Origin of the sequence: Roseomonas populi (genome assembly GCF_024594815.1) — a bacterium.
Taxonomy (GTDB): Bacteria; Pseudomonadota; Alphaproteobacteria; order Acetobacterales; family Acetobacteraceae; genus Roseomonas; species Roseomonas populi.
The window spans coordinates 1-18,261 of the sequence record NZ_JANJOU010000029.1 but is presented as its reverse complement, the minus strand read 5'-3'; the positions used below and the strand labels follow the sequence as shown (position 1 = coordinate 18,261).

14 protein-coding genes are annotated in these 18,261 nt (G+C 70.2%); 11 read left to right on the top strand and 3 right to left on the bottom strand.

Annotation, left to right across the window (positions count from 1 at the left end; all coding sequences use genetic code 11):
• Positions 1-20: 20 nt before the first annotated feature.
• Positions 21-1,361, bottom strand: coding sequence for a sugar transferase (locus tag NRP21_RS23930; RefSeq protein ID WP_257718757.1), 1,341 nt, complete (start codon positions 1,359-1,361; stop codon positions 21-23).
• 325 nt (positions 1,362-1,686) lie between these two features.
• Here NRP21_RS23930 and NRP21_RS23925 point away from each other — a divergent pair, with 325 nt between their 5' ends.
• Genes NRP21_RS23925 through xrtA form a run of 9 tightly spaced genes read left to right on the top strand, consistent with a single transcriptional unit; the run spans position 1,687 to position 12,103 of the window.
• On the top strand, positions 1,687-2,310 hold the full coding sequence (locus NRP21_RS23925) for an XrtA/PEP-CTERM system exopolysaccharide export protein (protein ID WP_257718756.1): 624 nt from the start codon (positions 1,687-1,689) through the stop codon (positions 2,308-2,310).
• A 3-nt stretch (positions 2,311-2,313) separates the two neighbouring features.
• Positions 2,314-3,828, top strand: coding sequence for an XrtA system polysaccharide chain length determinant (locus tag NRP21_RS23920; protein WP_257718755.1), 1,515 nt, complete (start codon positions 2,314-2,316; stop codon positions 3,826-3,828).
• Positions 3,825-4,763, top strand: a complete 939-nt coding sequence (locus NRP21_RS23915; protein WP_257718754.1) for a P-loop NTPase family protein — start codon at positions 3,825-3,827, stop codon at positions 4,761-4,763. Before NRP21_RS23920 ends, NRP21_RS23915 begins: the two co-directional genes overlap by 4 nt.
• The gene (locus NRP21_RS23910; protein ID WP_257718753.1) at positions 4,753-6,483 is read left to right on the top strand and encodes a TIGR03016 family PEP-CTERM system-associated outer membrane protein; all 1,731 of its coding nucleotides are present in this window, start codon (positions 4,753-4,755) and stop codon (positions 6,481-6,483) included. Before NRP21_RS23915 ends, NRP21_RS23910 begins: the two co-directional genes overlap by 11 nt.
• A 10-nt stretch (positions 6,484-6,493) precedes the next feature.
• A complete protein-coding gene (locus tag NRP21_RS23905; protein ID WP_257718752.1) occupies positions 6,494-7,462 on the top strand; it encodes an AAA family ATPase in 969 nt (322 codons plus the stop codon).
• A 7-nt stretch (positions 7,463-7,469) separates the two neighbouring features.
• On the top strand, positions 7,470-8,321 hold the full coding sequence (locus NRP21_RS23900) for an XrtA system polysaccharide deacetylase (RefSeq protein ID WP_257718751.1): 852 nt from the start codon (positions 7,470-7,472) through the stop codon (positions 8,319-8,321).
• 10 nt (positions 8,322-8,331) lie between these two features.
• A complete protein-coding gene (locus NRP21_RS23895; RefSeq protein WP_257718750.1) occupies positions 8,332-9,366 on the top strand; it encodes a FemAB family XrtA/PEP-CTERM system-associated protein in 1,035 nt (344 codons plus the stop codon).
• Between the two features lie 5 nt (positions 9,367-9,371).
• Positions 9,372-10,613, top strand: a complete 1,242-nt coding sequence (locus NRP21_RS23890) for a TIGR03087 family PEP-CTERM/XrtA system glycosyltransferase (protein ID WP_257718749.1) — start codon at positions 9,372-9,374, stop codon at positions 10,611-10,613.
• Positions 10,610-12,103, top strand: coding sequence for an exosortase A (xrtA, locus tag NRP21_RS23885; RefSeq protein ID WP_257718748.1), 1,494 nt, complete (start codon positions 10,610-10,612; stop codon positions 12,101-12,103). Before NRP21_RS23890 ends, xrtA begins: the two co-directional genes overlap by 4 nt.
• 18 nt (positions 12,104-12,121) lie before the next feature.
• On the opposite strand, the gene NRP21_RS23880 is transcribed toward xrtA, so the two are convergent.
• A complete protein-coding gene (locus NRP21_RS23880) occupies positions 12,122-12,694 on the bottom strand; it encodes a helix-turn-helix domain-containing protein (protein ID WP_257718747.1) in 573 nt (190 codons plus the stop codon).
• Positions 12,695-13,907: 1,213 nt separating this feature from the next.
• On the opposite strand from NRP21_RS23880, the gene NRP21_RS23875 reads away from it, so the two are divergent.
• Together NRP21_RS23875 and NRP21_RS23870 are read left to right on the top strand one after the other, a co-directional pair.
• The gene (locus tag NRP21_RS23875; RefSeq protein WP_257718746.1) at positions 13,908-16,199 is read left to right on the top strand and encodes a hypothetical protein; all 2,292 of its coding nucleotides are present in this window, start codon (positions 13,908-13,910) and stop codon (positions 16,197-16,199) included.
• Between the two features lie 181 nt (positions 16,200-16,380).
• Positions 16,381-17,178: a DUF1194 domain-containing protein gene (locus NRP21_RS23870; RefSeq protein WP_257718745.1), complete on the top strand. Its 798-nt coding sequence runs from the start codon at positions 16,381-16,383 to the stop codon at positions 17,176-17,178.
• A gap of 66 nt (positions 17,179-17,244) precedes the next feature.
• Here the strand turns inward: NRP21_RS23870 and NRP21_RS23865 are convergent.
• Positions 17,245-18,261 (bottom strand): carbohydrate-binding domain-containing protein (locus NRP21_RS23865; RefSeq protein WP_257718744.1); only part of this gene is annotated, 1,017 nt, incomplete at its 5' end.

The window sequence follows — 18,261 nt, the reverse complement described above, 5'->3', positions numbered from 1 at the left end:
GCCTCCTGTCCGGCCGGGAGTCACCGCGCGCCTTCCTGGAACAGCACCACCCGCACCGTGGACACCAGGACGACTAGGTCGAGGAAAAGGCTGCGCCGGCGAACATAGTAGAGGTCGTAGGCGAGCTTCATCCGCGCATCCTCGACCGAGGCGCCGTAGGGGTAGTTCACCTGCGCCCAGCCAGTGATGCCGGGCTTGACCAGGGCGCGATCGTCGTAGTGCGGGATCAGGCGGCCGAGCTGCTCGACAAAGCCCGGGCGCTCGGGCCGCGGCCCGACGATGGCCATCTCGCCGCGCAGCACGTTGATGAGCTGCGGCAGCTCGTCGATGCGGGTGAGGCGCATGAAGCGGCCGAGGCGCGTGACGCGCGGGTCGTTGCGCGTGGCCCAGCGCGGCGCGCCGCCAGCCTCGGCATCCACCACCATGCTGCGGAACTTGTAGAGGGTGAAATGCTTCCCGTGGAGGCCGACGCGGACCTGCCGGTAGAGGATCGGCCCCGGGCTATCCAGCCGGACGAGCACCGCCGCCACCACCCAGACAGGAAGCGTGGCCAGGAGGATGAACGACGCCGCGGCGATATCGAGGCAGCGATGCAGGAACTGCCCGAACCGGGAGGAATGCGCGCCGCGGGCCGTGAGGAGCCAGTTCTCCGGCAGGCGCTCGGGCACGACACGGTTCAGCCGGCACTCGTCGAGCTCGTCGGGGCTGAGGATCCGCAGGCCCGCCGCCCGGAACCTCTCGCGCATCGTGCACGTCAGGGAAGAGGGTTCGGCCACGACGGCCCAGATCCGCTGCGCCTTCAGCCACTCCGGGGTGAGGGCACCATCGCCGACAGCATCGATGGGCATGAAGACCGGGACCAGGAAGTCGCGCACGGCCTCCGCTTCCCGCCCCGCGGGCAGGCCCGGTGGGGCGTCCTGGAGCACGAGGAGGCGGCGGGTGAGCAGGCCGCAGCGCGTCGCCGTGCTGCAGCCGACCCGCGCCACGGCGACGCCGAGCACGGAGCCCAGCAGCACCGCGCCAACCATGCTCCAGGAGAAGGGGTCCCGGGCCGGAGTGAGGAACTGGAGGCCCAGCCAGGTGAGGATCAGCAGGAGGAGGGCGGCGACGAAGCCGCCTGCGGCGATCCGCCGGGCCCGCGAGAGCACCTCGGGCCTGTAAAGCCCGCTGGCACCGACCACGACGCCGCAGCAGAGCGCGACCGCCACCGCGACGAGCCCGGCATCCAGGGTGTTGATCCGGGTGTCCTGCGCCACGCCGAGCAGGGCGAGCGCATAGACGGCCAGGAATACGGCGCCGGTCTCCGCCAGATACAGGACCAGCAAATCAGAACGGACGTCATGTCCGAACACGCTCGTCATCAGGCCGCTCCTGAACAGAGGCTTCCCCCTGGTATGACTTACCAGCCGGGGCTGACGGCTGGAAGATTTTATAACACCCATCCAAGTTGAACGATGGTCCATAAGTACCTAAAAACGCTTATGAAATTTACCCGCGCTAAGAAATTTACCGGGAAATTTTACACTTCCATTCATGTTTTCGCTTGGATCAACTCCGATGTTGTAAAAAATTTATTGAAGGCGGATTTAGCGGTGATAACTTCCGAGGAACCGATCGGCAGATATAATCGGCGCCTGGAAACAGGGCCTGCGCCATGCCGTAACGGGAGGAGAGCAGGATCCCGCTATGCCCCGCATCGCCTATTCCCCCTTCCTGTTGATGGCCGGGCTCGGCCTGGCGGGCTGCTCGGGGCAGCCCAGCGCGCCGCGCGACCTCCTCGCGGCGGCCTCGGAGCCGGCGCCCGAGTACGTGCTCGGCCCCGGAGACACGCTCTCCATCTTTGTCTATCGGGCGCCGGAGCTCAGTGCGCCGGAGCTCCCGATCCGGCCAGATGGCCGCCTCTCGCTGCCCCTGATCCCGGATATCGAGGCGGCGGGGCGAACTCCCTCCGAACTCGGCAAGCAGATCGAGCAGAGGCTCCGTACCTATGTGCGGGAGCCGACGGTGACGGTGATGGTCCGGTCCTTCCAGGGCCCGTCGGACCGGCAGGTCCGCGTCATCGGGGAGGCCGCGCAGCCCATGGCGATGCCCTACCGCGAGGGAATGACCGTGCTCGACGTCATGATCGGCGCGCGCGGGCTGACCCGCTACGCGGCCGGCAACCGGGCGGAGATCATCCGTCGCGATCCGGGCGCCCGCCCGAGGGCCATTCCGGTCCGCCTCTCGGACCTGCTGCGCGACGGGGACATCACCCAGGATACCGCGATGCGCCCGGGCGACACCTTGGTTATTCCCCAGGGCTGGTTCTGAACCGTGCAGGTTCCCGCCCTGATCCGCCGGCACGCAAGGGCCGGCTGGCGCCACCGCTGGGCCGCGATGGGCGTCGCCTGGCTCGTGTGCCTCGGCGGCTGGGCCGGCATCCATGCCCTGCCCAGCCAGTATGAATCCAGCGCCCGGCTCTACGCCGACGCCGACGCGATCCTTGGCCTCCTGCTTCGCGGCATCGCCATCGACGGCACGCCGGCCGGGCAGGTCGAGGTCCTGCAGCGCACGCTGCTGAGCCGGCCAAACCTGGAGAAGGTCATCGTCCGCACGGGGCTCGACGCGCAGGCACCCGACACCGCCTCACGCGACATGCTGATCCAGCGGCTGATGAAGGACATCCGCATCACCACGCAGACTCGCAACCTCTTCACGATCGACTACCGCGATCGCAACCCCCGCGTCGCGCGCGACGTGGTGCAGACCACGCTGAACCTCTTCATGGAGGCCGCGACGGCGACCGACCGGCAGCAGATGGAGAGCGCGCGGAGCTTCGTGGCCCAGCAGATCGCCTCCTACGAGGTGCAGCTCCGCCAGGCCGAGCGGCGCAAGGCCGAGTTCCAGGCGCGCTACATCGACCTGCTCCCATCGGACGCGAACGGCGGGATCTCCCGGCTGGAGGCGGCACGGGCGCGGCTGCAGCAGGTCCAGGGCGAGCTGCAGGACGCCCGCACCCGGCGCGACCTGACGCAGCAGCAGATCGATGCCACGCCGGCCCAGCTCGTGACCGAGACGGGCGGCGGCGGTGGCGGGGGCGGCGACGGACGCCTTGCCGAGGCCGAGCGCAGTCTGCGCGATCTGCGCCTGCGCTACACCGACCAGCACCCTGACGTGCTCGCGGCGCGGCGCGCCATCGCCGATCTGCGCGCGAACGGCGGCGGCGGCGGGGCGCCGCGCTCCGCGCCCCAGCGGATCGCGCGCTCGAACCCCCTCATGGAGCAGCTCAAGGTCCGGCTTGTGGACGTGAACGCCCAGATCGCTTCCCTCGAGCGGCAGGAGCGCACGGGGCGCGCGGAGGTGGAGCGGCTGGACGCAGTGGCCCGCAGCGAGCCCGAGGTGCAGGCGCAGTACCTCAACCTCGACCGCGATTACGCCGTGCTGCGGCGGAATTACGAGGAGCTGCTGTCGCGCCGCGAGTCGGTGCAGATCGCCGGCGCCGCCCGCACGAACTCCGACCGCGTGCGGCTGGAGGTGGTGGACCCACCCACCCTGCCGATCACCCCCATCGCGCCGAACCGCCTGCTGCTGGCGGCCGGGGTGCTCGTGGCGGGGCTCGCGGCCGGGCTGCTGGCCGCGGTGGCCCTCGTGCGGCTGGATCGCACCTTCTACACGCTCCACGACCTGCGCGGCCTCGGCCTGCCGGTGCTCGGCGGCCTCTCGGCGCCGCCTGCGCCGCGCCGCCTCCTCCCCGCCATCACCTTCGCGGGGGTCTTCGTCCTGCTGCTGGCAGGCTTCGGCGCGATACTCGGCGGCGTGCCGGGTCAGGTCATGAGGATACTGGCATGAGCCCGGCTGCCACGGCGCGCACCCACCTCATCGAGCGCGCAGCGGAGCTGCTCGGCGACCCCGGCGCGCCGCAGGAATGGCGCCCCGTGCTCCCCGATGTCCCCCGGGCGGCCGATTCGGCGCCCGAGGCTTCCGCGCCCGAGGCTCCCGCGAAGGCCGAGGCCGCCGCGCCCCCGCCGCCGATCGCGGTGGAGACACTGCGGGCCGCCGGGCTCGTGGCGCCGGACCGCCCGGAGCGCAGCCGCGTGGCGGAGGAGATCGCCGTCATCCAGCACCAGATGCTGCGGACGGTGCAGGACGGCCCGCGGGCCGGCACGGCACAGGGCCGCATCGTGGTGGTGACCAGCGCGTTGCCCGGCGAGGGCAAGAGCTTCGCCGCGCTGAACCTGGCCGCCGCCGCCGCCGGCGGGGCGGCCGGCGTGGTCCTGGTGGATGTCGATGGGCGAGAGGGCGGGTGCAGCCAGGCACTCGGTACCGCCGGGCGGCCCGGGCTGCGCCAGATCGCCTCCACCCCGTCGCTCCGCCCGGCCACCTTGCCCTTGCGCACCGCCATCGATCGCCTGTCCTTCCTCCCTTACGGCACCGCTCCTGGCGGTGCCGACGAGGGTGCGGAGAAGGGCGGCCGCGGCGACCTGCCCTCGGGCGCGGCCATCGCCTCCGCCATCCTCCGCCTCGCGGCCGCGCTGCCGCAGCACGTCATCGTGCTCGACACGCCGCCGAGCCTCTCGACGAGCGAGGCGAGCACCCTGGCCTCCATCGCGGGGCAGGTGATCCTGGTGGTGGACGCGGAGCGGACGCAGCGCAACGAGGTCGAGGCCGCGCTCGACATGCTGGATGCCTGCCCGGTGCTGCAGCTGCTGCTGAACCGCGTGCGCTTCTCCGCCAACGATACCTTCGGCGCACACGGCGATTATGGGGCGCCCAATGCTGGCTGAGGCGGCGAGGAAGCTGCCCGCCGGCCACTGGCTCGCGATCGGCACGGCCCTGGCCATCGCATCCCCGGCCCGCGCCGAGCCGTTCCTGCCTGCCCTCGATCCGCCATCGTCGCTGATCGACTCAGCGTCCCCGGACCAGGGCAGCGGCGCCACCCCTACCCCGTCCGGCGGGCCGTTCGCCCTGCCGTCGGCGGCGGATAGCGGCTTCACCCGGCTCGACGCGCCCGATTTCCCTTACAGCGCCATCGCCCCGCCGCCCGGCCTGCCCGGGCGCAGCTGGAACATCACGCCCAGCCTCGGCGTGCAGTTCCTGGCCACCGACAACCTGGACCAAAGCCGCCGGAACAAGCGCGCGGACTTCGTCACCAGCATCATCCCCGGCCTGCTCCTGTCCGTGGACACGTCCCGGATCCGGGGCATCATCAACTACGCGCCCAACATCCAGTTCCACACCGCCGAAGGCGAGAGCAACCGCGTGGACCAGCGCCTGAACGGGCAGGTGCTGGTCACGGTGGTGCCGGACGCCGTGTTCCTCGACATACGCGGCGCGTCCGCGACCCAGGCGGCGAGCGGCGGCTTCGCGTCCCAGGGAAACGTCGTCGTGGGGCGGGACAACCGGGTCCAGACGAACAGCGTCCAGATCTCCCCCTACTTCGTCCATCGCTTCGGCGGCCTGGGCACCTTGCAGATCGGCTACGCCTTCCAGGCGGTGTCGCAGGACATCGGCGGCAACGGCTTCGGCAGCGACACGGGCAACGGCGCCTTCACGCCGGGCGGGCAGCGCTTCTTCGCTGACCAGGACTTTACCGCCCACGAGTTCTACGCGGTGGGCCGCACCGGGGAGAATTTCGGCCGCCTCGCCTTCGAGAGCCGCCTGGCCTCCACCAGCTACGACGGCACCGGCGTCCTCGACGGCGCCTACAGGCGGATCGCCTCGCTGCAGGCGCGCTACGCCATCACCCGCTCCGTCATTGCCCTCGTGGAGGGCGGCTACGAGCAGCAGCGCTATGCCGGCGTGCCAGGCATCGACATCAGCGAGCCGGTCTGGGCGGTCGGCGGGCGCGTGAACTTCTCGCCCGAGAGCTGGGTCACCGCGAAGTACGGCCGCCGCGACGGCTTCAACTCGGCCACGGTGGATGCGGTGGTCGGGCTCGGGGTCCGCACGCAGCTCTTCGCCAACTATGCGGAGCGGCTGACGACGGGCGCCCAGCGCGCCATCGATCTCCTCTCCACCACCACGCTGGACGAGTTCGGCAACCCCGTGGATGCCGCGACCGGCGCGCCCACGGCGCAGCCCTTCTCGGACTCCCTCCTCGGCGTGCAGAGCAGCCTCTTCCGCATCCGGCGCGGCGCGATCTCGATCAGCCAGCTGTGGCCGCGCGACCGCATCACGCTGACCCTCTCGCGCGAGGAGCGGCGGCCCGTCTCGGTCGAGGTCGGGACCACCGCCTTCTCCCAGCGCGGCACCTCCGCCAGCCTCACCTGGTCGCACGAGCTGACGCCGTCGATGGTCGCCATCGGCAACGTGCAGTATGGCCGCTTCACCTCCCCCGGCACCGGCAGGGGCGACGTGTTCAGCGCGAGCGCGACGCTGGCGGCACAGCTCCGGCCCGGCCTCAGCGCCTTCGCCCAGTACGCGCTGACGACCCGGAGCGACGACTTCGATTCGGGCCGGGCCTTGCAGAACGTGGTGCTCGTCGGGCTGCGGCAGACCTTCTGAAGGATAAGCCATGCACATCAACCGGTACGGCTTCCGCGAGCAGCCCTTCCAGATGACGCCGGACGCGCGGCTCTTCTTTCCGAGCTCCGTCCACAGCCGCGCCTATGCCCACCTGACCTATGGGCTGGCGCAGCGGGAGGGCTTCATCGTCGTCACCGGCGAGGTCGGCGCGGGCAAGACCACGCTCATCGAGCGCCTCTGCGGCACGCTGGACCCGGAGGGCTTCTCGGTCGCGCGGATCGCCACCACCCAGGTCTCGGGTGATGACGTGGTGCGGCTCGTGGCCGACGCCTTCGGCGCGCCTTCGGACGGAAGCAAGGCGCGCGTGCTGCTGGAGATCGCGGCGATGCTGCGCAGCGGGGCCAGGCGCCACCTGCTGATCGTGGACGAGGCGCAGGGGCTCCCGCTGCCGGCGCTGGAGGAGCTGCGGATGCTCTCCAACGTCACCGATGGCGGCCAGGCGCCGTTGCAGACCGTGCTGCTGGGCCAGCCGCAGCTGCGCCGGATGCTCGCCAGCCCTGATCTCGACCAGCTGCGCCAGCGGGTCCTCGCCTCCTACCACCTCGGCGGCCTCTCGCTGGAGGAGACGCACGCCTATGTCGAGCACCGGCTGCGCGCAGTGGGCTGGAACGGCTGCCCGAGCTGGGAGCCGCACGCGCTGGATCTCGTGCACCGCTACAGCGGCGGCATTCCCCGCCGGATCAACCGTCTCTGCGCCCGCGTGCTCCTCGCGGGCTCGCTGGAGGGCACGGACGAACTGACCGGATCGCTCGTGGAGGCCACGGCGCTGGAGCTGGAGGACGACCTCAGCGGCGGTGCGCCGGACGCACACTGCCCCGAGGGCCTGTCGAGGAGCGGCGATACGCTGGACCGGCTGACCGACCGGGTAGAGGCCCTCGAACGCCTCATGGCCCGCCGTGAACGCATCTTCGACCGCATGTCCGAGCTGTTCAGCGATGGCGCCCGGGCGCGCCGGTGAGGCGACGATGAACACCGTCACCAATGCCATGAGCGTGGACGTGGAGGACTGGTTCCAGGTCCAGGCCTTCGCGGGAATCATCCCCCGCAGCGAGTGGGACGCCCTCACGCCGCGCGTCGTCGCCAACACCGACCGCGTGCTGGACCGCTTCGCGCGGGCCGGGGTGCGGGCGACCTTCTTCACCCTGGGATGGGTGGCGGAGCGCCAGCCCGACCTGATCCGCCGCATCGTCGCCGCCGGGCACGAGCTGGCAAGCCACGGCTTCGGCCATGAGCGCGTGCACGAGATCGGCCCCGAGGCCTTCCGGGCCGATATCCGCCGCGCCCGCCGCGTGCTGGAGGACGCGGGCGGCACGGCGGTGCTGGGCTATCGCGCGCCCACCTTCTCCATCGGTACCGCGATCACCCCCTGGGCGCACCGCATCCTGGCCGAGGAAGGGCACCGCTACAGCTCCTCCGTCTTCCCCGTCCGCCACGATCTCTACGGCGCGCCCGATGCGCCGCGCGGGCCGCACCGCCCCTGGCCGGATGGCGTGGTGGAGCTGCCGATGACCACCCTGCGCGCCATGGGCCGCAACCTGCCCTGCGCCGGCGGCGGCTGGTTCCGCCTGCTGCCCTACCCCGTGTTCCGCGCCGGGCTGCGCCGGGTGAACGGGGCGGAGCGGCGCCCGGGCATCTTCTACTTCCACCCCTGGGAGGTGGATCCGGGCCAGCCCCGGATCCACAGCGCCCCGGCGCTCTCCCGCTTCCGGCACTACAGCCGGCTCGCCAGCATGGCGCCGCGGGTGGACCGGCTGCTGCGGGACTTCGCCTGGGACCGGATCGATCGCGTGCACGCCGCCGATATCGGCGCGGCTTAGGGAACGCAACATGGCCGTCCGCATCCGCCCGTTCGAGGACGCCGCCGCCGGCGCCTGGGACCGCTTCGTCCACGCCTCGCCGGACGCCACGTTCTTCCACCTTTCCGCCTGGCAGCGCGTGATCGTGGAAGCCTTCGGCCACGCCACGCACTACGCCTTCGCCGAGCAGGACGGCGCCGTGGTCGGGGTCCTGCCGCTCGCGCGCATCCGCACGCGTCTCTTCGGAGACGCGCTCGTCTCCACGCCCTTCTGCGTCTATGGCGGCCCCGTTTCTGCGACGCCGGAGGCTGCGGCGGCGCTGGAGGACCATGCGCGCGACCTGATGCGCCGCACCGGCACACCCTGCCTGGAATTCCGCCGCATCGGCGCGCCCGACCTCGGCTGGCAGGTTCGCCCGCCCCTCTATTACACCTTCCGCAAGCCCATCACGGGCGATGCGGAGGCCGACATGAAGGCCATCCCGCGGAAGCAGCGCGCGATGGTGCGCAAGGGCCTGGGGAACGGCCTGACCTCGGTCGTCGACCACGACACGGACAGGCTGCACCGCGTCTATGCCGAGAGCGTGCGGAACCTCGGCACGCCCGTGTTCTCCCGCCGCTACTTCCGGCTGCTCGGCACCGCCTTCCCCGGCATGTCCGACGTGCTGACGGTGATGCACGAGGAGCGCCCGGTGGCCTCCGTGCTGAGCTTCCACTTCCGCGACGAGGTGCTGCCCTATTACGGCGGCGGCACGCGGGACGCGCGCCGCCTGGCCGCCAACGACGTGATGTACTGGGAAGTGATGCGGCGCGCGGGCGCGGAGCGCGGCGCGCGGCTCTTCGATTTCGGCCGCAGCAAGTCCGGCACGGGTGCCTTCGACTTCAAGAAGAACTGGGGCTTCCAGCCGCAGCCGCTGAACTATTGCTACCAACTGCGGGACGGCGCGCGGCTGCCGGACAACAACCCGACCAACCCCCGCTACAAGCTGATGATCGCCGCCTGGCGCCATCTGCCGCTGCCCGTGGCGAACCTGCTGGGGCCACCCATCGTGCGTGGACTGGGATAGACGCGATGCGCCCTCGCCTCCTCTTCCTCTGCCACCGGATCCCCTACCCGCCCGATAAGGGCGACAAGATCCGGGCGTGGCACATGCTCGAGCACCTGGCACGCCGCTGGACGGTGGACCTCGGCTGCCTGGTGGACGACCCGGCCGACCTGGCCCACCTGCCGGCGCTGCGCGCGGTCTGCGACAGGGTTGAGTGCCACCCGACCGGCGGGCGCGCCCTCGCCGCCGCCCGCGCCCTGATGCGGGTGCGCCCCGGCCTGCCGCTCACCCTCGGCTGGTTCCACGCGCCGGCCCTGCGCGCCTGGGTGGAAGCCGGGCTCGCGGCCCGGCGCTACGACGCGGCCTTCGTCTACTCCTCCTCCATGGCGCCCTATGTCATGGGCACCGGCCTCCCGGTGCCGCGACGCATCCTGGACCTGGTGGACGTCGATTCCACCAAGTGGGCCGCCTACGCCGAGGGCGCCTCCCCGCCGATGCGCCAGGTCTGGGCGCGTGAGGCCCGCACCCTCCTCTCCTTCGAGCGCCGCGCCGCGGCCGCCTTCGACCGGACGCTCTTCGTCTCGCGCGAGGAGCGCGACCACTTCGCCGCCCTCGCGCCCGAGAGCGCGGCGCGGCTGGACTGGGTGGACAACGGCGTGGACCTCGGGCGCTTCGACCCCGCGCTGCCCCATGCCAACCCCTATCGGGGAGAGGGGCCGGCCCTCGTCTTCACCGGCACCATGAACTACCGCCCGAACGTGGAGGCCGTTACCTGGTTCGCGCAGGAGGTCATGCCGCGGCTGCGCGCCGCGGCGCCGCACCATCCGCCGGAGTTCCACATCGTTGGTGCCAGCCCTTCCCCCGCGGTGCGCGCCCTGGCGGCACTGCCCGGGGTGAACGTCACGGGGGCGGTGCCGGATACCCGCCCCTACATCGCCCATGCCGCCGCGGCCGTCGCGCCGCTGCGGATCGCGCGGGGCATCCAGAACAAGGTGCTGGAAGCCATGGCCCTGGCGCGCCCCGTCATCGCCTCCCCGCAGGCCTTCGAGGGCGTGCGCGCCGTCGCCGGCCGGGACATCCTGGTGGCCGACGGCGCGCTGGCGACCGCCTCCGCCGTCGCCGACGTGCTGGCCGGGCGGCTTCCCGGCATCGGCGAGGCCGCCCGCGCCGCGGTCGCGCGCGGGCATGACTGGTCGGCCACCCTCGGGCGGCTGGACGCGCTGCTGGCACCGGAGCCGCGCCTCCACGCGGTGGGAGCGGCGGAATGAGCACGACCCGGACGGCGCCGCCCGCGGCAGTGGCGGGGCTGGTCCCGCGGGGATGGGCGCCGGCGCTCCTCGTGCTCCTCGCCTCGCTCGCCGCGCTCGGCACGCTCTTCGCGCAGGAGGTGGCAGCGGCGGTGGAAACCTGGGACCGCTCCACCGCCTACAACCACTGCTGGCTCGTCCTCCCGCTCGCCGCCTGGCTTGCCTGGGAGCGGCGCGCCCGTCTCGCCGGCCTCTACCCGCAGCCGACCACGCTCTTCGCTATCCCTGCCCTCGGCGCCGCCATGGCCTGGCTGGCCGCGGAGCGCCTCGGGATCATGGAGGGCCGCCAGCTGGCCGCCCTCGCCCTCACGGTGCTGGCGGCGTTGTCCGTGCTGGGATGGCGGATCGGGCGGGCAATGGCGGCTCCGCTGGCCTACCTCGTCTTCCTTGTCCCCTTCGGCGCCTTCGCCGTGCCCGCCCTTCAGCGCGTGACGGCCTGGATGATCGTGGCGGGGCTGCAGCTCCTGGGTATCCCGCACTTCGCCGATGATCTTGTCATCGAGATCCCCTCCGGCACCTTCCTGGTCGCGGAGGCCTGCGCCGGGCTACGCTTCACCATCGCCTCGCTCGCCTTCGGCGCGCTCTACGCGCTGGTGATGTTCCGCAGCCCCGCGCGGCGACTCACCGTCCTCGCACTGGCCCTGGTCGTGCCGATCCTGGCGAATGGCCTGCGGGCCCTGGGCATCGTCCTGCTCGGCCATCATCTCGGCAGTGCCGAGGCGGCGGCGGCGGACCACCTGATCTACGGCTGGGTCTTCTTCAGCGTCGTGATCCTGCTACTCGTGCTCCTGGGCTTGCCGTTCCGGCAGGACGCGGCCAAGACCTTGCCACCGCCTGCCGCCGCGACAGTAGCCCCGCCGCGCCCCGCCATCCTCCTCGGCGTTGCCGGGCTGCAGCTGGCGGTCGCCGCTGCCCCATCGGCGCTGGTGGCGGCGCTGGGCCCGGGGGGCGATGGGCACCCGGCTGCTGTGGCGGCTCGGCTGACGGCTCCGGAGGGCTGCAGTGCCCCCGCCCCAGGGGTGCTGCGCTGCCAAGATCTCGTCATCTCCGGCCGGCTGCTGCTCTTCCCATCCCACGTCACCTGGGCGGCCGTGACGGCCGAGGGCAACCGGCTGGCCGGCGAGGACGACGAGGCCGTGACGTTCTCCGTGGCGAGCGGCGATGCGGTGTGGCGGGCGCGGCAATCGCCCGATGGCTCACGCCTTGTGGCCGTCGCCTCCTGGCTTCATGGGCAGCCGGCGGGCGGCGGCATCCGCAGCCGGGCCGAGCAGGGCTGGAACAGCCTGGTCGGCGGAAAGGGGCCGGTGCTCGCTGTGGTGTCCGTGGAAAGCCCGGCGGGAAGCAGGGATGGGGCGTCGCGCCTTCGCGACAGGGCCCTTCTCCGGCGCGTGCTGGAGATGCAGGGCTCCGGGCCCGCGCGGCAGGCGGCGGAACTGTCCCGCCAACCCTGACGGGCGGGCCGGGCCCAACTAATCCGCCTGGCCGGACGGGTGGCGGTTGTACTGCGCGGCCATCATCTTGGCGACGGCGACGAGCGCGCTGCGGTGCTTCGGGTCGGAGATCGAGCCGAAGGCCTGGATCAGCTCGACGATGTCGTCGCCGGAGTCGGCCGGGAAAGCCGGCATGACAGGTGCGGCGACATCCCGGGTGGAGCCGGCCGCGATCAGCACGTCCGGCCGGATGTCCAGCGCGTTCGCGATCGCGATGAGGCGGCTGGCCGCGATCCTCGTGGTCCCCGTCTCGTAGCGATGCAGCTGGGCGCCGGTGACGCCCACCATCCTCGCCAGCTCCTTCTGCGTGCGTCCCTGGGCGCGGCGAAGCTCGCGAATCTCACGGCCCACGGCGGAGTCCGACGATGTCGGGGAACGCTGGTTGGTACCCATCAGGTCGCGCCGCCGCTGGATTTCGAGGCTCTGCGTCAGCCGGCCTGCACGGTCCTCCTGCTCGGCGATCCTGGCCATGATGCCAGCGCCGGACGGTGTCGGCAGGTCCACGACGTTCCGCGTGGATGTATCGCTCGGATGGATGGAACTATTGCCCATTGGTGACCCTCCTCCTCCTGTTGGCCCGAATTCGCTGGCCTGATTGGCCGCCGATACTGCGCAACGCGGACCCACAAGAAACAACCAGTGTCCCTAACCGCAAAGCAACTTTGCATGCCAGCTTGCGAAATGAGGGAGGGGAGAGGCTCGAGATTAGGAACGAAACGTGTCCAGATCGTGGCGATGGATGTTACTGTCATTATCTCAAGATAATATAGGCCGCACTTTTCCCCTGGTTGGCCACCAATTTTCTGAGAGCCAATTGCTAAGAAATTTACTTCCATTAAAAATCCACGTGAATACTTCACTTTACTTCGAAAGCTTTACAGAACGAGCCGGTTTGTCAACGAATTGGCCTGGCGGCAAGCTCAGCAACGTCAAGGTACTCTTCACGGAATCGTGAAGACGGCGTTGCGAAAAATCCCTCTTCCCTCCTGCACCCGTGAGCAGATTGGCAGGTCCAGAGACGAATCCAGCATCCTAGGTATGACACGTTACTTTTAAAAAATGGTTCGCACGCAGACGGCGGAGACACACGCCACCTAAGAAGCAGGCCGGTGTCTCGCCTACGGGAGAGCGACCGGGGCCGAATACCTTCGCCATATAGGTGCGTTGTCCCGACGTCGCTGCCCTTTCCGCCTTGTCGTGGACCCGATGAACTCCGGAGAGGAGGGCATCAACCCGTAGGACAGGGCTGAGAGCCCCATTGCGGCAATAACCGGGAGGGAGGCCAGCAGTGCTCATGGCGTGCATGGCCCCGCCACAGAACCGATCAGCAGGCGTGTTGAACGTGCGTTTCTGCACTGGTTTATGGGGGCGCCGCGCAGGCGAGCACATTGTGTTACGCGCGATGATGTTGCGGGCGATCCGAAGCGGAGTATCTGACAGAGTGTCCATGGCGAGGCGGATCGGCCGGCGCGGCGAAGCTCCAGGGAATGCCGATGCCCACACGAAAGTCGCCGAGCGGACGATCGCCTCCGCCAGCGTTGCACCGGGCTGAGACGCTTGGCCCGCGGACGAGCAGCATGGGAAAACGCCGTGACTTCGGCGCTCTTTTATGTATACTATTCGAAACGAATGAGGAGCGCCCATGTTCCTTGAGATGTGTCTCCCGATCGATCCAGCTGCCGGTCTGCGCGCCTTCCAGCACGCGCGCCTGTGAGGGGCGTGTTTACTGATGAGTAACCGGCCGCCAGATGAGGAGCATCCTTACGTGCCCGAGCCTTTGACGTATGGGCCGGTCAGCATCAGCGTCGAAGTCCTCACCCCTCAGCAAGCGGGCGATCTCCTGGCCAGGCGCCGCACGGGAGCGCGCCTGAACACCTCGGCCGTGGAGATGTACCGGCTGGCCATGGTGACCGGGCGCTGGGCCTTCAACGGTGCCTCCATCATCGTCTCGCGGTCTGGTGTGCTGCTGGACGGCGTTCAACGCGTCGCCGCCTGCGTCGCAGCGGATGTCCCACTCACGGCCGTGGTAGCGCGGGGCCTGGATGACGAGGTGCTTCCTACCATCGACCAGCGCCGCCGCCGCCCCTTCGCGGCTGTGCTGGCAGCGCGCGGAGTTCCCCATGCGCGCGCGCAAGCTGCTCTGACCGAGCGGCTGATCCGTTACGACGAAGGCACTCTCCTCGCCGGCCCTGAAGCCGCGCCGGACTGGGGGCGAATGGAGGCCGCGCTTCGCGCCAATCCCGGCATCCAGGTGGCGGTTTCGGCCAGTCTGGCCATGGAGAACTCACCCCTCCCCGAGCCCGTCCGCTCGGTCATCCTCTACATGGGGCGCCAGGTGGACTGGTCGCTGACGATGAGGTTGCTGGAAGCCCTGCGGCACCCCGATCGCTTCGATTCCAGCGAGCCCGGTGCCGTTCTCCGGGCCGAGATCGACCGCCTGCCGACCGACACGGCGAGTCCGGCGCATCGCCTGGGGCTGCTGGCGCTCTCGATCAAGGCGATGAACGCCATGCTGCGCTATGAGCGGCCGCGCAGGATCGTGTGGGCCGGCGGCTCCGACCCGACCTCGGAACCCTTTCCCCGGCTGGAAGGATATCCAGGCCTCGCAACGGCCGCCGCCGAAGCGGTGCCTGCCTCTCCGGCCATGCCCTCTCATACCTTGGGCGTCACACTGCAGGTCGAGGTGATCGACCCGGCGAAGGCCGCCCGCCACCTTGAGAAAGGCGACAGCAGCTCCGCCCCATCGCGCAACGATGTCGACGCCATAGCCCGCGACATCGCCACAGGCCGATGGAAGTTCAACGCGCAGCCCATATGCCTCTTGAAGACAGGCCGGCTGCTCGACGGGTGCCGCCGGCTCAAGGCCGTGGTGGCCGCGAAGGCCGAGGTCCCCGTCCTGGTGGTGCGCGGTCTCCCGGAAGAGGCCCGCGGAACCTATGATCACTACACCCACCGCAAATCCGCGATGCGCCACCCGCTCGGGTCCTTCGGGGATGCGGCCCTGGCCGCTGCCATGGCCAATCTCCTCTGGCGGCGCGAGCATCGGAGCTCGGCCGTGCGGGCGAAGAAGGCAACGCCGGCGGAGATCCAGCAGATCCTGGACAGGCACCCGCGGCTGCTCGTCCTGCGCAGCTTCGGCCGGCGGATGATCGACTACGGCCGGGCCTCCGTCATGGGCTACGCAGCCTATGTCATCGAGCGGGACGACCCGACGAAAGCGGCGTCCTTCCTCCGGGCGATCGAGACGGGCGCGAATCTCGCGGAAGGTCATCCGGTCCTCGCTCTGCGTGAGCAGATGCAGAAGCTGCGCCGGGAGCGGGCCGCGCAGGACGAGCAGTTCGAAGCGCTGATCGAAGGTTGGCAACGCTTCAAGGCCTACCAGTTCGACGCTTCCGGCACGGAGCAGCCTCTCAACCCGGTGCGGCCCGACAAAGCGGCTCCCCGCGAGGTGGGGAGTGCGAGGCGGGCATTGCCAAGGCCGGCCGACGCCCAGCCCTCCCCGGTCGGACCATCCCGGCCCGCAGCCACGAGCCCCGCCGCTGCGCAGGGCAGCAATCTCCGGCAACAGGGCATGCTGACCGCCTTCAGCCGCTTCGCCTTGCGCAACAAGGATATCGCGGTGCTGAGCCAGGAGGCCGCGCAACTCGCGGCTGACGGCTGCGAAGTGCCCTTCGCCAGGATCATGAGGTACGAGACGGGCACCGGCACGCTTCTGCTCTGCGAGAAGGTGGGGTGGCAGGTCGAGGGGAGTGCGCAGATCTACTTTCCCCTCGATCCGCGCTTCCCGGCCAGCCAGGCCTTCACCGGGGGGCGGCCCGCCATCTACCCCCGTCCGCCCGGCGAAGGACGCATCGCGCTGCCGCCTTTCCTGCTGGAATACGGCGTGCGGCGCAGCATCGATGTGCTGATCCCCGGTAGCGGCCCCCAGTTCGGCGTGCTGGGTGTTGACGACACCGCGGGAGGCAGCTTCGCGCCGGGCCAGATCTCCTTTCTGGAGACCCTGGCAAACATCCTGGGGCTGGCAATCGAAGCCGCCCGCAAAGTGTCCAAGCGGTAGGTCCCGCGCTCGCAAGGGCACGCACACAGCTCGTCGGCGACTTTTACGGCAGCGCCCCTGTCGAGCACCGAACCGCACACAAGATATTGTAAGTACGACGGGAAACGGATTGGCACGGACGTTGCGCAAGCGGTCTGGAAGCCCGGTCGATCCTGGCCGGCTTCAGATCTGGAGATTACCCATGCTGGTACCCCGCCTGCGCGCCTCCCTGCGCGGCCTTGCCATCGTCGCTGCCGCCGTCTCGCCCTTCGCCGTCGCGGGCCAGGCGCAGGCGATTCCGGTTGGGCTGGAGCTGTCGCTGCTGATCGACGTCTCCGGCAGCGTCGACACCACCGAGTACAACCTGCAGAAGAACGGCTACGTGCAGGCCTTCCGCAGCGCCGCCGTCCAGAACGCCATCCTGTCCAGCGTTGGCGGCTCGATCGCCGTGAACTTCATCCAGTGGTCCGGCGCCGGTCAGGCCACCCAGTCCATTGGCTACACGCTGATCAACAGCGTCGCCTCGGCCAACGCTTTCGCGACGCAGATCAGCAACGTCAGCCGGGCCTTCTCCGGCAACACGGCACCCGGCAACGCGCTCGCCTTCGCGGCGCCGCTCTTCGCCAGCAACAACTTCGAGGCGCCGCGCCAGGTCATCGACGTTTCCGGCGACGGCGCCGCGAACGAGGGTATCAACACCGCCGCCGCGCGGAACGCCGCGCTTGCGTCCGGCGTGGACACCATCAACGGCCTGGTGATCCTCGGCGAGGCCGGCGTGCAGTCCTTCTACCAGAACAGCATCGTCGGCGGCGGCGGCTTCCTGCAGGTCGCGAACAGCTTCAACGACTTCGCCACCGCCATCCGGCAGAAGCTGGTTCGCGAGATCACCCCGGTTCCCGTGCCGGAGCCGGCCTCGCTGGCGATCTTCGGTGTCGGCCTCGCGGCGGTCGGCCTGATTCGCCGGCGCCGTTCGGCCGGCGCTCCTTCCGCCCAGGCCTGACCTGATCGGGCGTGCGGGGCAGCCCGCCCCGCACGCCCGATTTTCCCCTGAGAGGAAGAACGGCCCTCAGCCCAACCAGATGGAGCTGGAGCCCAGATCGGTCACAACCGGCTGGATCGCGTGGTCAACCGCCGCGATGGCGGCATCGACCACCGCAGCGGCTTCCCCGGCCGTGCTGAAGTGGAAGACGGCGTCCCCGTTGGTCGTCAGGACAGCCTGCTGGTGGATGTCCGTGCCGTTCACCACTACGGAGTCCACGTACAGGTTGCGATCTGCCGCGGCCGATCCTCCCGACGCATCGTTCAGGAAGCGAACCGTCAGCACGTGGTCGCCCGGCGAGAGGTCTGCGCCGATCCCGATCGTCTCGGCCGCCCCCGCGCCATGCGCCGCCGTTGCCTCCCGGCCCGAGATCACCTTCGAGCCGTCGAGCAGTACGTCGTAGCGCGGGCTGCCGCCCCAGGCGTCGCCGGAGATGCCGATCTCGATCGGGTGCTGATCGGTCGCGGCAACGGGCGCGTGATCGGATGCCGGAGCCGTCCCGCGGAGCTGAAACGTCAGCAGGCCATCCTCCAGCAGCGCACCGTCCTGCCCGGACGAAACCTCACCGAGCCGGATGTCCTCGACGTAAAGGTTGCGATCGGTCGCGGCTGAACCGCCCCAGGCGTCATTGGTGAACTCCACCGTCACCGTGTGCGCCTGCTCCGGGTCCACGGTGCCGAGGACCATCGCGATACCGCCCGAGGCGTGGCTAGCGGCAATCTCGCCGCTGAACGCCACGGCCCCGTCCACCATCACCTTCGCGAACGGGTTTCCGTTCCAGCTCTCCGCCCCGAGGGTGATCGAGAGAGGCACGCCTTTCGCCGTTTCCGGCGGCAGGGGCGTCGCCGGCCCTTCGGCGGGGTCGCTCGGCGCCGTCGGATGCTCCGGCGTGGTCACGGGATCGCTTGGCAGGGTCACGGGATCTGCAGGCGTGGTTCCGGGATGGGCTGGGATTTCGGTGATGGGCGGGATGACGGTTCCGCTGCTGCCGGGCGCTTCCAGGGAGAAGGTGGGGTCGCGCGTGAAGTCGGCCGCTGTTGTGAA

Bases quoted from the DNA above. Each gene is read 5' to 3' on its own strand.
- NRP21_RS23930 (WP_257718757.1), bottom strand. From the start codon at position 1,361: ATGACGAGCGTGTTCGGACATGACGTCCGTTCTGATTTGCTGGTCCTG.
- NRP21_RS23925 (WP_257718756.1), top strand. From the start codon at position 1,687: ATGCCCCGCATCGCCTATTCCCCCTTCCTGTTGATGGCCGGGCTCGGC.
- NRP21_RS23915 (WP_257718754.1), top strand. From the start codon at position 3,825: ATGAGCCCGGCTGCCACGGCGCGCACCCACCTCATCGAGCGCGCAGCG.
- NRP21_RS23910 (WP_257718753.1), top strand. From the start codon at position 4,753: ATGCTGGCTGAGGCGGCGAGGAAGCTGCCCGCCGGCCACTGGCTCGCG.
- NRP21_RS23905 (WP_257718752.1), top strand. From the start codon at position 6,494: ATGCACATCAACCGGTACGGCTTCCGCGAGCAGCCCTTCCAGATGACG.
- NRP21_RS23900 (WP_257718751.1), top strand. From the start codon at position 7,470: ATGAACACCGTCACCAATGCCATGAGCGTGGACGTGGAGGACTGGTTC.
- NRP21_RS23895 (WP_257718750.1), top strand. From the start codon at position 8,332: ATGGCCGTCCGCATCCGCCCGTTCGAGGACGCCGCCGCCGGCGCCTGG.
- NRP21_RS23890 (WP_257718749.1), top strand. From the start codon at position 9,372: ATGCGCCCTCGCCTCCTCTTCCTCTGCCACCGGATCCCCTACCCGCCC.
- xrtA (WP_257718748.1), top strand. From the start codon at position 10,610: ATGAGCACGACCCGGACGGCGCCGCCCGCGGCAGTGGCGGGGCTGGTC.
- NRP21_RS23880 (WP_257718747.1), bottom strand. From the start codon at position 12,694: ATGGGCAATAGTTCCATCCATCCGAGCGATACATCCACGCGGAACGTC.
- NRP21_RS23870 (WP_257718745.1), top strand. From the start codon at position 16,381: ATGCTGGTACCCCGCCTGCGCGCCTCCCTGCGCGGCCTTGCCATCGTC.